Origin of the sequence: Marinomonas sp., assembly GCF_965225885.1 — a bacterium.
Lineage (GTDB): Bacteria > Pseudomonadota > Gammaproteobacteria > Pseudomonadales > Marinomonadaceae > Marinomonas.
Window position 1 is genome coordinate 3,683,723 of sequence record NZ_OZ245329.1, and the last position, 14,249, is coordinate 3,697,971.

Consider the following 14,249-nt stretch of genomic DNA (forward strand, 5'->3'; position numbering starts at 1 on the left):
CATAGGTCAAAAGATAAGGAGTTGGGAAAGTTAACGCTCTGTTAGTTAGAGCTGTAGATTTCGGCTAACAAAGATGGATCACGAGCGATCGGCAAGTAAATCGCGCGGGAGCGGATTTCCAAACCTTCGTCATGCTTCATTGGCTCTGTGGTGATATGACACTCACGGGCTTTGGCTGAGCTGGCATGCAGCACATCCGCTGGCGCACGCAACATACCAAACAAGCCTTTCACACCCAGCGGATAAGAAGCACCTTTTTCAGCCACTTCATCGGCTTCGTCTGAAACAAACTTGATACCACAAATGTTGATTTCACTTGGATCATCAGCAAAGGCAACCACGCGTTTTGCGTGAATTTCTTCACTGTAAAACTTTTTGATACTCTCGTGATTCAGAATGCGCTCAATCATTTCCTGACCAATGCGACACTCGACGCCCTGCAAAGTAAGATGACCATGCTTTTTCGCATTGTCCACGGTGGCTTTGCGAAGCCCTTTCAACAAGGTTGGTACGTCAGTTCCCGCTGTGCCGAGTTTCAAATCCAGCTTGCGCTCTTGCACACCCAGCACATCAAACAAGTTTACCAGCACGGTGCCTTTCTTGTTTTTCACTTTGCCTTTCAATGCAGAATACGCCGTATAAGCGGCGGTATAGCGGTGATTGTCTTTGTGCTTGCTCATCTGACTTTTGACCAAAGACGCCAGCTCTTGCGCTTTGATCTTTTTATCACGTAATGAACCAATGCGTGACAAATCACTCGGAACAATTTGTGTTTCAAACGGATAACGAATCAGACGCACTGGCACTGCGTTTTCAGCATCGTGTTCGTCGATGTTTGGGTTTTGGCCAATTTCACCTGGCATCAAGACTTGAAGCTGTTTACCAGACTTCACGATCATTACATTACGGTGCTCAACATTTTCCACCGTGAACATGCTCAATACGGCAGCATCAATGTGAACGGACGCATTAAAACCCGTTGTTAACGCGCTCAGCGAGAACGCTTCGTGATCGAATAAATCTTCCATTACTGTGACCCTTTTTTGATAACGATAAATGCTTTTTCAAGCTGTTCTGTGATGGCCGCTTTAATCGGCTCCGTCACCCCGTCTGGCCATGCAATATAAAGCGTATTGAATACCGAGTGCGCCCAGTAAACCTTGCCGCCGCCAGCATGAATGCCGTAAGCATCACTGCCGTCGTAGCCTTCCGCTTCTATATCCAGCGCCTCACCGTCTTTAGTGACGATGGCCCATTCTGGCTGATCCTTAGCGGCATCAATTTGTTTGATGCACATCTCGCCACGCTCGTGGGACCAAAGGAGTATTAACGAGTCGGAGACCTTATTTTTAATCTCTTGCATTACGCTTCCTCAATCAGTTGCAGCATTTCGTAGCTCTCGTCTTTGTGAGACTCCAAACCGCTGGTTAATGAAATTTCTTCGTCCTTTTTCGCGGCAGCTTCTTTCAAGACTTTTGCCGCGGCTTCTTCACTGGCGTTGTCTTGAATAAGCTGACCCGCCATTTCTGGTACGCCTGCCGCTTTAGCAAGATGATTAATCTTCTGCGCCAGCTCGGTATGTGCGGTCGCTTGCGCAACGGTCGATTGCTGTAACGCAACGATTTGCGCTTTAAGGTCGCTGGTTTCCGCTTCGTGAGCGGCATTGATTTCAGCGACTATTCGCTTGTGTTTTGAATCTGTCATCATGGTATGAATCTATTCCTCTGTTTTGATGCCATCAATTAGGCCGTGGGCCAGTAAATCGCGAGCACCAAACATCTTGGCTTGCAGTGCTTGAACGTGAGCCGCGTCAACGTCTCGGTTTTGAGCCACCAATTGAAAAAAGGCATCCCCCAACTGGTTCACCATGGCTTGGTGGCGTTCTCGCTCGGCCTCACTCAATGCCAAATGCGGTGACCCATCGGCCTTTGCTTCGCCTGTGGTGAAGTAGGTAATGGTCTCTTTGTCGTTATGAACTTCACGGCGACCAAAGATCACCCCAATGGAACCGGCCATGCTGTGTGGACTGGCGTACAGCTCGGTACAAGCACAGGCCAAGGCGTAATTGGCAGAGTAAGAACCACCATTGATGAAGCCGATTACTGGCTTAATGGCACCGATTTCTTTAATCAAGTTAGCCAGATCAAAGCAGCCAGACGCTTCACCACCGGGGCCGTCGAATTCCACAAAGATCTTCTTCACCGCACTGTCTTGAGCAAGCACATTGAAGCTTTGCCGCAAGTCACGATAAGACAGGATTTCATTACAATTCGCGTCTAAGCCATTGAAGCGGTGCGAGGTGGGACCAAAGACAGACAAGTGACAAAAGGTGTCGACTCGTCCGCTTTTTTCGCCGCCTAAAAACAGGCTTGGGTTCTGGTAAAACTGTTTGAGTAACTCAAAGTTGGCTTGATGAGCGTCAATCGTCATCATCATCGGGGAGTTCGTCATCAACTGCAGAAGATGCCGCATTGTCTATTCCTCTCTCTTGTTTTGCTTCTTGGCTTCGCTGTACGCCGTCTAAATGTTGATCGAGAGTCTTGCCACGACCATTTGAGACTTCTTCTAAGGAAGTGATGTGATTTTGAACTTCCAGCACCAAGGCTTTGGCGGCTTTGAGTGGGTCAATTTCTTCCCATTCTGGCCAAATCCATGTGGGGTTGAGATAGGTATAAGGGTTCTCGAAATAGTTGAGCAAACTCTCAGACGTACCAAGATGGAACGCATCGATAAACCAGCCAATAACTCTGTTGAACCCAGGGCCTAAGACGATCTCTCGTAATTGCCCAATTAGCCGACGGTGGTTGATCATGCCCGCACGAATACTGGAGTAGTTAACTTGCGTTAAATCCCCCGTTAGCATTTCGTAAGTGTTGCCCAACAGCCCCGCAATCATTCGCAATACTTGGTTATTGTGCTCTTGATAGTTGCCTGCTATCTCAGTGGGGGATGCGGTTTTGATCTCTTTCACACCATTTAAGAAGGTGACACCACCCGCATGATGAACAAGGCGTTGCGGAGGTTTTTGATGAGCTGGACCACCTGCGGTTTGGCTGATTTCGGCGTCTTTTAAGGCAAAGACTTGTTGGCCAACTCGCTTCATCCGAGATTTAATCTCGACGGTTTGGTTGTCTTGATATTGCTTGGCGAAGTCGGCCCCTGGGGAAATCCAAGGCTGTGCTGTGCTTTGCGATACATGCACCACATCACGAAGGTGGATCACATCTTCAGCGGGTATCCAGTTCACCGAGTCTTCGTCAAAGTCTGGGTGATCTCGTGGCAGTTTATAGAAGGCGTATTTCTTAACCTTGCCGTTTTTGGCGTACATGATGCCGCCACGAACGTAACTCCCCGACCCCGTTTGCTCTAAGCCAATCGCCAAACTTAACGGACTAACAACCTGTATTTGCAAAGGTATACGGTGCAAGGTGCGACGACGCACAATGAACGCGCTGCCATCCAATAACATGGTGATAACGGCTAATGCCTGAACGCCTGCAAAGTTGGTGTTTTCGTAAAAGTCACAGTAAAGCGTCCATTCTTCAAAACTCTGAATGAACGACTCACTGAACAAATTAGGATCGAAAACAGGCTTTGCGCCGCCACCAATACAGCTTGCACGAAAGCGAGACGCCCACTCGCAACAAGGGGTTATTGCGAATAAGGTGATGACTGGCGGTGATTTCTTTTAAAAGAACGTTTTCGCTTTTCTCGTTATCATGCAGCTCAGCACCTTTGAATAAGGGCGATTTAGCAACACTGGAATAACTCAAAATATCACCTCGACATCGACACTTTGCATCAGCGGGACGGCTTGCAAATCGCTGATCATTTGGCGCTCTAAAGAACGCAATTCTAACAAGCTCACTTCTGTGTATTGCATGGAAGTTCGGCCACCTTGTGGCGTGGTGTATTCGACACGAACTTTGCGCTGACCTTTCACCAAATCGGTAATGGCTTGTTGGACGATTTTTAAGTTGTCATCAGTAGAATAGATCGTCATCAGTAGTCTCCATAATCTGACGTTTCGTAGTAATCGCCGTAGTCGGTTTCGATGCTTTCTTCGGTGAGCTTGTGCGCGCTTGGATCGATCAACCCAAGCGGTTCTTGTGGTGAAGCGTCTTTGATTTCAGGCCGTAAGAAGTCGTAAAGCCACAACACATAAACCAGTAAATCCCAAGGCTCGTTGCGCTTTTGATCCGGCTTTTTGTCCCACTTCACATTGCTACCACTGCCTTTCAATTCCTCGGCGGTCAGCATTTGGAAATAGACCAAATCGAATACATCGTTTACGGGAAAGTGAATGTAGTTCTTACCCGGCATTTCGTTATTCAATCGCTCTGCCGCGCGGTTTTTCAGTTGATGAACGTTAAGGCTGCGATACTCACATCGTGCTTCGGGGTGAACCTTGTAGGTGAGTGTGAATTCTGGCTTGAATTTGGTTTTTGAATTCCCTTCCCCACGAATGGCAAAGATCCAACCTTGATACGGCGCGCAAAATTCCAGCATGGCTTTCCACGCATGGCCGTTACAGTCCATGGCCGCCGCAAACACCCCAATGGTTCGCCCATCGGATAAGGTGAATTCGGTTTCTAATTCGCGGATGAGGTTTTGTTGGGTCGAGACATCTTCAGGGTCACCATGGATTTTGCCATAGTGAATTGCCCACATTTCGCCACGCTCACCGACTGCCCAAAAGTGATAATCGAAACGGTTCTTTTGGGTATCAATCGTCGCCAAAACACAGCGCACTTGCTCAGGCAAAGATTCCATGGGCGAGTAGTATTCTCGCCGCTTATACAACTCTTCAAAGTTGTTGAGCTTGTGCGCTCGTGAAGCGTCCGAGTACTCCACGCCCACCTTCGTATTCATGAAGGTTTGCATTTTGCGCGGGTCTTTTTTCGCCTTGTCGTATTCGGCGGCGATTGATGGCAACGAGGTGTTGGGGTTGTCGTTGTAGGCCGACCAAATGTGAAATCCAGCGTCTATTTTGCCCCGCTCGTTGGTGTCGCCCGGTTCGCCACATTCACAACATAACGCCGAGCCTGTTTCGTCCCATCGTTCTGGGGTTTGATGAACGCCACAGCATGTAAATTCTCGTGTGGCGCGCCATTCGCCCGCTTCCACCATGTTGAACTTATGGTGTTCTTCAATCTTGCCACTGCAATGTGTGCAAACGAAGTGGGCGTCTTTGTAGTGCTTGGGCGAGTATCGAAAGTTCTCTAACTTTAAGCGCTGTTTGAAACCACAATGGGGACAAGGCACATACAAATAACGCTGATCGGTTTGCAAAAACTCGCGGGTGATCTTACAAGTCCCCGCCTCTTTCGGTGTGGAGCCAAGCACAATTTTGCGTTGCCCTTCACTCTCGGTACGCGTAATACCCAAATCAATTGGGTCACCTTCTTTATCGACGTTATCCGGCCAGCCCGATATCTCGTCCATGAAAAGATATTTGATCGTCACCATGCGAAAGCTACTGGCAGACGTGGCCCAAACGATTGACAAGTCACCACCGAAAAAGCTTTTCTCAGTGGTAGTGTTTTTACCGTATAGCTTGGATATCACTGGCGCGCAGTGATTAAACACCTTACCTATCTCTTTCGTCGCGAACTTTTCCGCATCGCCTTGCGTGTTCTGTACAATCATGATGTTGCCAGGATCGTTAGATACCAGCCACGCCACAGACGTGTTTATAAATATGGCGTAACCAACACGAGCACTTTTAGAAAGAACGATTTTTTCAATGTAAGGCGATTCAAGCGCCAGCAACCACGCCTTTTGAAACGACTTAGGCGGGTATATCTGAGCATCGGAGTTATAGTTTTCCTTACTCCACGGTATTAACGGTATCTTCTTCGGCGGGGACGTAATGCTTAGAATATTTTTCGAGAATGTTCTCGATAAGCGACGGTAATTCATCATTTCCAAGCTCATTCAAACTGTCAAAAGCGCCCTCAACCACTTGCTCAATAGACTTCACCTCTCTAGGTGAAAGCTTTAAGCGTTTTTGTAACTGATTAGGTACGTCTAAAAGCTGCCTTCTAAACATAGAAAGTGGGCCATTTACCAACTCTAACAAGGCGTCATAAGGCACTAATTCACCGCTTTCACGGCCATTGTGTAGATGCAGTTTTATCGCCGCCTGCTTTTCCTTCTCTTTTTTCCAATCTTCAAGGGTTTTTGACTGTTTACTGTTTCTACTGCTTCCCCCCGTTTTCCGCCCATTATTTGCTCTCAACTGCCGAACAGTTTCTGACAGATAATCCACATAAGCATGCACTGATTTTTCAATGTCGATGTCTCCAGAGTCATCGCGAACAACGGTATAGCCGTCTTTTTCATGATTCCGAATCGTCTTAACATTCACATCCAAAGCAGCGGCAAGCTGTATTTTAGTCGTCATGAATATTCACCCTCTATTCACAAGAATGATGGTCAAATGGGAACGGGTAATAGAAGCCATATTTTAAAAAATTTCTGTGACCCCGCGAGTCTTAGACCCGCAGGAAAAGGCCCCTATGGCGAGTACCTTTTCTATATAAATCAGCAACTTAAAGACAACACAAAACATTAACCAAGCAGTCAGGAATGACGTAATAACAGCCATTTTTAAGCGTTTTTCACTCAAAATACACGCTGGCTGTTTTTGTCATTAAAATCGCAGTAAAAATAGACAGTCAAAAACAGGCCAAAATCACCCTAATTTTCACGGTTTCTAGGGGTCGTTTTACGTTGAATTTTTGCGTCTTGTTCTTTGACTCTTGGAAGGCCAACTTCTGGGTCGCCAAGCTGCTCTAAAATCGAGTCAACAGTGGCAATCAAAAGCTTATTTGAGTAGCGTTTTTCCAGCCAACGAAGGCCAATAGTGATAGCTCGACTTACAAACCGTTCAACAACGATTTCCCATTTGATTTTTAAGATGGTGGCTTTCAGTGCATCAAACGCCAAACTCATGATCAAGCCTGGCAAATTACCCGTTACCAAGCCAAGCAGGCCTTTTAAAATCGTACTCATACGTATTGCTCCTTATCGATTCCGTACAGCTCAAACGGAAAGTTATTGACGAACTCATGCACCGTTCCAGCGCCATGAATTGTGTTGTAATGATCTTTCCAATATTCGCCCAAAGCCTTGATATTATTGGCCTCAGGCAATGATTGAGGCTTACGCCAGTAATGAACACGACACATGGCCACGGCGTATTTGATGTTGCTCATCAGCTCCAATTCATCAGGCACACCACACACTTCATACACGCTATCGGCTTCACCACTTAGCAAGGCACGAAGATCATCCTGCAGTGAGGATTTGTACTTAATGAAATTGCGCCATAAGTCCGCATGCGTTGCTGGCTCCATTTGGATCAAGCCAAGTGCTGGACCTGTGCCAAGCTGCTTAAGGTGCGTGGCTCGTGACTCTTGCGTGATTGTTCCCATAACCAGTTGTTCTGCGGCTTCGCTGTACATTCCAAGGTTTGAAAGCGTTGGTAACACCACATACTCACGCAATTGTTCTAGGTTTAAACTCATTGCAAGCCTCGCTTGAATCGATTGATAAATAGTTTGATCGCTTCATCACCCATCAGCCCCGCAACACCTGACATAAAGCCTGTCATTGCTGGCGGCATGTTCATCGACGTACATAGAAAGAACGTCAACATGCCCAAGAAGCCGCCAGTAAAAACCGCGATAAGCATATGAATTAATGAGAATTTTTTAGAATTCTGTTGAAAGTCACGAAGATATTTCACAGCCCCACCTAGCACACCGACCATGACGAATGCCGCTGTTTGTAGGAGCTCATCCGGTAGGAATTTCATATGGTGCGTCCAGTCCAGAAACGAAAAAGCCCCGCAAAATGCGAGGCCCAGAAATGACAAAGCCCCGCACTTGGCGAGGCTTGATAAGTTGTGTTGCCGTTAGATACAAAACTAACAGCGTGGGGATAATTTAACGCCTAACTCATAGGCTTGCAAGCCTTGCGCGCGAAAAAACAAAATGTCGTTCTCTTCTTATGAAAGCGACATTTTGCGTATAAACCCTTATAGGCATTGGGCTAGAGCAAAGCGCCTAAACAACTCAATGGCGGCATGTTGGCGGCAAATCACAGGTGTTTTTTTGATGAATATGTTTTGTTCAGGCACAAAAAAACCACCCGAAGGTGGTATTTTTAATATTACACCCCAATTTAATTAAAGATAGAAGAAGCCATCGCAGAACCGAACACATGAGGCACATTTGGCCTTATCTCCAATGTCTCATCATTCATTTGCTTTCTAAATTCAGGCTCTACTGCACATCTAAAAACATCTAAACAAACCAATTTATATTCTGAATTTCTAGATGGCCCCCCCTGCACCGAAACACCTTGAAAATTACTGAATAGCTTATTTAAAAGTTTGTGACCCGGAGATTTATAGTATTCATCTGCAATTTCTCTTAGGTCATCGGTTTCTGGATCAGAATTAAAAAGTATTTGAAAACCTGAACTTGAAAGAAATTGAGCATGCCTATCGATGATGCTTAATATATCCATTGCAGCCAACCCCATAGCTACAGCACATTGATATAGTAATGCAACATCAATGCTTGCTTTACCATTTTCAATTTTACTCCATGCACTGGCAGTTTTATTAACTCGATCAGCTAACAACGCTTGGTGCATCTTCCTTTCAAGCCTAAGCTCCTTAAGTATAATCGCACTAATTGTATTAATTGATGTCACTCTTGGTTCTTCATTATTAAGCCCAAACATAACTGCTCCTGATTATCAAAGTCGATACAAAAAAGATATCACACTTCACCAAAAAGAATCAACAAATTATCAAAAAGAATTAACACTTTCCATTCTGGAAACAATTACCTTAAAAAAATAATAACCAAACCTTGGGCAGTTCATCCCATCTGGTCGTGTAGCCTGGCAATAGATGCTCACGCTGTTTTGAACTATGCGAATTAGCATCGTTTCCGATTTTTCGACCAGAAATGAGGCGGCATGCAAGACTGCTCTCCTTCGCCAACATGGAATTCATAACTGTTCAAAGGTATATTACTCGGCTTTACTCTTGATAAATTGGGACGAGGAATGCGGAGAAAGATAGACGAGGTAGCTAAGTGGAGACCGTTTACCGATGCAGACGGCCAAGTATACGATCTTAGCCACCTAGACGCCCATGAAGCGACTTACTCCGATACCAGAAACGGGAAAAAAGAAACCTATACTTTTGTGGTTTCCTACTCATTCCACTGCTTCGCAAAAGACTACCCTCATCAAACAGAAGCGGAAAAAGCGGATCTGATGTACCACACCCTAAAAGAAAGCAGGCCGTTTTGCTTTGTTCGATATGAATTATCAAAAAAGTATTTGAGACAAATTGTTGATGCCTTTGGAGACAAGAAAACCCGCATAGGACACGCAGGTTATGGAAGCTATGCCTCTGTCACCATCAACACAGAGGAAGAAGGGCAAATCATCTATTTCGTGCCCTTTAAGATGTATCGAGAGAAAAAGCTAATGAGGATACACATTACCAGTGCTTATCCTGAGAACGTGATGCCCAAGCTGGACAAGGTGAATTTTTTCAACATTGCGAAGAATCTTAGGTTAGGGAAGCCACTTCCCAAACCCCAGAAATAACAAAACCCGCCTAAAAGCGGGTTCCGTCGAGCATTGATTCAAATTTTGAGCCTATGCCCGATATTCAGAAAGCCTTTACCGGGTTGCCCTCGACCTTTTACGGTAGCCGGATGTGTGATGTGACTCACTCTGCTGCATCCATATGACGTCTCCGTCAATAAATTAATCTTAGCGCCCCTATAAACATATTGCAACAACTTAAGAATACTAACCTTCCCCAAAGTGTCGGCCTGTGGCGTTTTTGACTCGTTCGATGATTTGGTCGAGCTCCGGTTTTGTGACCAGAAATGAGGCGAAATCTGAAAGGGTCAAAGTGAGCTGTTTATCTAACCCAATTGCCCCAGATAATTAGGAGCGGCTAACTATTCATAAACATCAATTTACGCATACTTTTTTCCATCTTAGCACTATCGAATAGATCAACGTACCCTAATAAATCCAATACCATTGATACAAGAAATACGAGACAAGTTAAAAACGTAAGCATACGTAGATATGGATTTTCCAATGTAAGAGTTGCACCAGCCAAAACTATATCTTTTTTAAATACATATGAATAACAAATATTTGCCATATAAAAATACACTAAAATTGTCCCGATAATCGCCCCCCAACCTTCCATATCAGACAAGAAAATACATACAAATAACAACACACTCATTACGACTATAAATACTCTTTTAAAGTAAAGTGTTTTCATTTATATCTTCCTTCATATTTTTTTGATTATTATAAATTGAACCAAGGGGCTTTCACCCCTTGCCCTTCCCTGTTCTAACCTTCCCCAAAGTGTCGGCCTGTGGCGTTTTTGACGCGTTCGATGGTTTGGTCGACCCATGCGGGGTTGGTTTGGATTCTGGCGAGTTGTTGTTGGTAGTTTCGGATAGTTTGGATCATGGCCATGATGTCGGTGGCGGATACGACGGCGATGCTTTCTGTTATGCCTAAGGATTTGGCGATGTCGTTGATGAGTTTGAGCTTTTCGTCGTCTTGGATAGGCGCGGGTAAGCTTTGTTGGATGGGTTCTTGCGGTTGCTCTGGTTGGGCTTGGTCGAAGGCTGTAATCACTTCTAAACTAAATTTAGGACTGATCCACATGGCGTAAGCGTACACCAGTTCTTTGCAAACATATGTTCCCGGATTCGCGCCGCCGTTAATCACTTTATGAGCACTCCTCAGATCTGAGGAGTGGCTAATCTCATCAATAAGTCCGCGAGTGTTTTCAAGACGCATGAAGTTTGCTGGTTGATGCTTTTTACTAGCACCAGAAGCTTTATAAAGATCATTAAGGGAATACAGTCCGTCGAGTGTACGGATGTTTTTAGAGAAAATAGTGATATGTGCCATCAGTGGCCTCCTTTGGTTTGGATAAACCACCCAAACAAGGTTCCAATCTTAGTAAAGGTGGTGGGTCTAAATCAGGTTGGAACTACCGCCCAAAGGTACGGCCCAGCCGAAGCTGGCCTAACAAAGACCCACCATAACAGGCGAATCTCGGCCACAAAAAAACACGCGGTGCGTGTTTTAGGCCGCTTTGGTAAAAACGAGGTTCCAATCCCGACACTGGATTTTGCCAGTGCAGGGAAATAGTAGATCAGGAAGGGTGAGAGGTCAAGATGGAGTAATAACGTATTTAAAATATATATAAGTTAAGCTAGAATCATAATATGAAAAAAATAAAGGAGGTAGGATGCCAACAATCCATTCATTCCCATATAATAGTAGTCAAATACCGCTAGTAATAAATGATGGAAAAAAGTTAAATACAACAAAAAATATATATTCTATTATAACCGGTATTAACGGTGTTGGAAAAAGCCGTTTTTTAGAAAACATGCTTATAAGCAAGAAAATAAAATCAAAAAAAATAGCAATATCAACAAGTCCATTTTCTAGATTTTCAAATAAAGAATTTAAAAAATTAAGCAACAGCCACATAATAGCAGATAGCTCATCACTAAGTAACTCTATTATAAATGGGGTCTTATACAACTTTAAAAGCAATAATAGTGCGAGCAACATATTTCCTCTACTAAGAGAGTTGAATTTTTCTCCATACATAAAATTTAATATCAAGCTAAAATTCAGCCTTGACAAAGGTCCCTTAGAAAATCATAAAAACATTAGAATAGAAAAAAAACTATACGCCAATTTAAAGGAAAAAAACTATAATTATCTTAATGAGCTTTATGAGCTTTATGACCTTTATGATCCTGATAACCTTGATGACCTTGATGAACTCGATAAACTTGATGAACTTGAAAATTTTAAAAAATCAAAAGCTCTAAAAAAACTTCCTCCAAAAAAACTGAAAAACATTTTTCACAATGCAAAAAACTTAATAGACAACATAATAAAAGATTCCAATTGTGAAGTAATAATACATGAAGGCGGACAATCAATCACCGAATTAAATAGCCAAACAACACATCAAATAAACATAAATATTATAAACTCTTTAATAACACTAATAAATTATGATCTTATAGAGCTAAGCAATCTATATTTAAGAAAAAATAAAAAAAACTTTCTTTATAATGATGCCAGTTCTGGTGAAAAATGTTTTTTAGCCATGTTAATTGGTATTGGTTCATATATTGAAAATGACTCAATAATATTAATCGATGAGCCAGAAATAAGCCTTCATCCCGAATGGCAAGAATCTTTTATACCGATGTTAATAAAAACATTTTCACACTATGAAAAATGTCACTTTATCATTGCTACACATTCACCTCAAATAGTTTCAAACCTAGAAGAAAATAATTGCTATGTTATAAAACTAAGTACTCGAGAGATTATCTGTGGGAGGGACTTAAATCATAAATCAGCCGATTATCAACTTACTGAAGTATTTGGCTCGCCTGGCCATATGAATGAGTATTTATCAAGAATATGTTTTAATCTATTAGCAAAATTGAAGACACATAAAAAATTCGAGGAAGATGATAAAACCGAATTTGAACATTTAGTATTATTAAAAGAAAAAATAAATAATGATGATCCTATCCTAGACTTGATTTTAGTATTAGAGGAGGTAGTTCAACACTATGCCTCTAATAAATAATGAGTTTGCTTTTACAGACGAAGAACTAGCTTTAATAGAGTCAATTAAAAGCCTTGATGATTACGATTATAAAAAATGGGGCTGCGAGGCACTAACCCCTATACGAATAAGAATAAGAAACTTCTATAGAGAACAACAAAACTTTATTTGTGCATATTGTAAAAAAAACATATCAACAACATCAGCTCTTAATGCACAAGTAGAACATATTGTCCCAAAAGCACTTCATATTGGTTTTGTTTTTACACCAAAGAATTTATGTGTAATTTGTGCTGATTGCAATCATATAAAAAGCGGTAAGGAAGTCGCTAATGAAGAAGAGAATACAACCAACAATGAAAATATAAGAAGATACCCAACTACTGCAAACGCCTTTAAAATAGTACATCCTCATTTTGATGAATATGATGAACATATAAAAATTGTAGCCGATCATTTTTATGTTGAAAACAACGATTCTAACAAAGGCAGGTTTACAATATATTCATGCAAGTTAAATAGAAACTTTACTAAAAAATACAATAGAAACGAAGAATCTCTTGTTGATGATTCATTAAATACAAGCTTTAAAGTATTTAATGAGGTAGCTCCTGATGAAAAAAAGATAATCGTTAATTCATTATTACAATCTTTCCTCAATTAAACTCCCCCACTCTCCCAACACTTTGCGCACCTGTTCTCTCGAATGGGTGTGCATGTAGCGTTTGTCCAGTCCGTACCTGTTTTACCTAGCGCTTTACAAATCGATATTTAATTTATACTTACTAGCAAGCATTTCAGCCTGAACGAGTTTTGGATTACAACCCTCATTTCTTGATAGATTACTAACAAGATCACTTAATTCAAGATAGTTTTCTGAAGGCATTTTTGCCCCAGCTATCACTCGACTAATCATAGTCCGATCAATGCTATGAATTCCAGCACCTTTATCTATAGCAAGCACACGATATTCAGATTCATATTTCCAATCTAGCGACTTAACCAAAAACATTTTTTTCAAAACATCAATTTCTTTTGACCCAGCAATAATAACGGGCATTTCTTCTGAATATTCGACCTCCCAACCGATTAGCTTTTGGCAAACACTCTCTAAATGAGTTTCATATGGATCATGATGTTGAATAGTAAATTCAACAACAAACCCTCTATGATTATCTGCATAATGAGACCACATCAATATATTATCCGGCTTTTTTGATAGGCTAAATATACCGACACCATCAATAAGTCCACTATGAAATGTCCCATTTTCTAATGACTTTTTCATACCGAAAAGCATTTGATTTTTTTTCTGTATTAGAGCAGCAGGAGACAAGCCTAAATCTCGCCTAGCCCCGTTAAATATTTCTTTATTTGATCTAACATATTGCATTGACTCTTCAATATCATAAGTCGCTTTGCAGTCAAAAGGATCATTAAAATCAGAATGGTGACTAAACTTCATAGTACCGTCAGAGAGTATGCACTTTGAACCATCTGAAAACGGCAAATATTTATAAACTTTCAATAGATCAGATCCCAGATTAAAAACTATTTAATAGTG

General features: G+C 42.4%; 20 protein-coding genes. 3 read left to right on the plus strand and 17 right to left on the minus strand.

All coding sequences use genetic code 11. The features are described 5' to 3' along the window. Window positions 1-41: 41 nt before the first annotated feature. From ACO05V_RS17505 to ACO05V_RS17570, 14 genes are all read right to left on the minus strand, one after another. On the minus strand, window positions 42-1,028 hold the full coding sequence (locus ACO05V_RS17505; protein ID WP_421854505.1) for a major capsid protein: 987 nt from the start codon (window positions 1,026-1,028) through the stop codon (window positions 42-44). Then, a complete protein-coding gene (locus tag ACO05V_RS17510; protein ID WP_157808010.1) occupies window positions 1,028-1,297 on the minus strand; it encodes a hypothetical protein in 270 nt (89 codons plus the stop codon). The genes ACO05V_RS17505 and ACO05V_RS17510 overlap by 1 nt, the downstream gene beginning before the upstream one ends. Window positions 1,298-1,362: 65 nt before the next feature. Continuing rightward, window positions 1,363-1,707, minus strand: a complete 345-nt coding sequence (locus ACO05V_RS17515; RefSeq protein WP_421854508.1) for a hypothetical protein — start codon at window positions 1,705-1,707, stop codon at window positions 1,363-1,365. Window positions 1,708-1,716: 9 nt separating this feature from the next. Further along, window positions 1,717-2,472, minus strand: coding sequence for a S49 family peptidase (locus ACO05V_RS17520; protein WP_421854511.1), 756 nt, complete (start codon window positions 2,470-2,472; stop codon window positions 1,717-1,719). Then, complete coding sequence (locus ACO05V_RS17525) at window positions 2,420-3,574, minus strand: phage portal protein (RefSeq protein WP_421854514.1); 1,155 nt, start codon at window positions 3,572-3,574, stop codon at window positions 2,420-2,422. The genes ACO05V_RS17520 and ACO05V_RS17525 overlap by 53 nt, the downstream gene beginning before the upstream one ends. Window position 3,575: 1 nt before the next feature. Beyond that, window positions 3,576-3,773 carry a hypothetical protein gene (locus ACO05V_RS17530; RefSeq protein WP_421854516.1) on the minus strand — a complete coding sequence of 66 codons (198 nt, stop codon included), beginning with the start codon at window positions 3,771-3,773 and terminating at the stop codon, window positions 3,576-3,578. After that, window positions 3,770-4,003 (minus strand): hypothetical protein, encoded by a 234-nt coding sequence (locus ACO05V_RS17535; protein WP_421854519.1) that lies wholly within the window; start codon window positions 4,001-4,003, stop codon window positions 3,770-3,772. Before ACO05V_RS17535 ends, ACO05V_RS17530 begins: the two co-directional genes overlap by 4 nt. After that, window positions 4,003-5,772, minus strand: a complete 1,770-nt coding sequence (locus ACO05V_RS17540; protein ID WP_421854522.1) for a terminase gpA endonuclease subunit — start codon at window positions 5,770-5,772, stop codon at window positions 4,003-4,005. The genes ACO05V_RS17535 and ACO05V_RS17540 overlap by 1 nt, the downstream gene beginning before the upstream one ends. A gap of 58 nt (window positions 5,773-5,830) precedes the next feature. Further along, a complete protein-coding gene (locus tag ACO05V_RS17545) occupies window positions 5,831-6,406 on the minus strand; it encodes a hypothetical protein (RefSeq protein ID WP_421854525.1) in 576 nt (191 codons plus the stop codon). A gap of 296 nt (window positions 6,407-6,702) precedes the next feature. After that, a complete protein-coding gene (locus tag ACO05V_RS17550) occupies window positions 6,703-7,017 on the minus strand; it encodes a hypothetical protein (protein WP_421854528.1) in 315 nt (104 codons plus the stop codon). Continuing rightward, on the minus strand, window positions 7,014-7,532 hold the full coding sequence (locus ACO05V_RS17555; RefSeq protein ID WP_421854531.1) for a hypothetical protein: 519 nt from the start codon (window positions 7,530-7,532) through the stop codon (window positions 7,014-7,016). Before ACO05V_RS17555 ends, ACO05V_RS17550 begins: the two co-directional genes overlap by 4 nt. Next, window positions 7,529-7,822, minus strand: coding sequence for a phage holin family protein (locus ACO05V_RS17560; protein WP_100637260.1), 294 nt, complete (start codon window positions 7,820-7,822; stop codon window positions 7,529-7,531). The genes ACO05V_RS17555 and ACO05V_RS17560 overlap by 4 nt, the downstream gene beginning before the upstream one ends. A gap of 368 nt (window positions 7,823-8,190) precedes the next feature. After that, on the minus strand, window positions 8,191-8,757 hold the full coding sequence (locus ACO05V_RS17565) for a helix-turn-helix domain-containing protein (protein WP_421854534.1): 567 nt from the start codon (window positions 8,755-8,757) through the stop codon (window positions 8,191-8,193). Between the two features lie 109 nt (window positions 8,758-8,866). After that, entirely contained in the window at window positions 8,867-9,034 is a 168-nt protein-coding gene (locus ACO05V_RS17570) for a DUF4113 domain-containing protein (RefSeq protein WP_421854537.1), read from the minus strand. A 53-nt stretch (window positions 9,035-9,087) separates the two neighbouring features. Here ACO05V_RS17570 and ACO05V_RS17575 point away from each other — a divergent pair, with 53 nt between their 5' ends. Next, window positions 9,088-9,639, plus strand: coding sequence for a hypothetical protein (locus ACO05V_RS17575; RefSeq protein WP_421854540.1), 552 nt, complete (start codon window positions 9,088-9,090; stop codon window positions 9,637-9,639). Between the two features lie 358 nt (window positions 9,640-9,997). On the opposite strand, the gene ACO05V_RS17580 is transcribed toward ACO05V_RS17575, so the two are convergent. After that, on the minus strand, window positions 9,998-10,339 hold the full coding sequence (locus ACO05V_RS17580; RefSeq protein WP_421854542.1) for a hypothetical protein: 342 nt from the start codon (window positions 10,337-10,339) through the stop codon (window positions 9,998-10,000). 74 nt (window positions 10,340-10,413) lie between these two features. After that, the gene (locus ACO05V_RS17585) at window positions 10,414-10,986 is read right to left on the minus strand and encodes a KilA-N domain-containing protein (RefSeq protein ID WP_421854545.1); all 573 of its coding nucleotides are present in this window, start codon (window positions 10,984-10,986) and stop codon (window positions 10,414-10,416) included. Between the two features lie 343 nt (window positions 10,987-11,329). On the opposite strand from ACO05V_RS17585, the gene ACO05V_RS17590 reads away from it, so the two are divergent. Then, a complete protein-coding gene (locus ACO05V_RS17590; RefSeq protein WP_421854548.1) occupies window positions 11,330-12,706 on the plus strand; it encodes an AAA family ATPase in 1,377 nt (458 codons plus the stop codon). Next, the gene (locus ACO05V_RS17595; RefSeq protein WP_421854551.1) at window positions 12,690-13,349 is read left to right on the plus strand and encodes an HNH endonuclease; all 660 of its coding nucleotides are present in this window, start codon (window positions 12,690-12,692) and stop codon (window positions 13,347-13,349) included. The genes ACO05V_RS17590 and ACO05V_RS17595 overlap by 17 nt, the downstream gene beginning before the upstream one ends. Window positions 13,350-13,442: 93 nt before the next feature. Here the strand turns inward: ACO05V_RS17595 and ACO05V_RS17600 are convergent, their stop codons facing one another. After that, complete coding sequence (locus ACO05V_RS17600) at window positions 13,443-14,213, minus strand: DUF2971 domain-containing protein (RefSeq protein WP_421854554.1); 771 nt, start codon at window positions 14,211-14,213, stop codon at window positions 13,443-13,445. Window positions 14,214-14,249 lie beyond the last annotated feature (36 nt).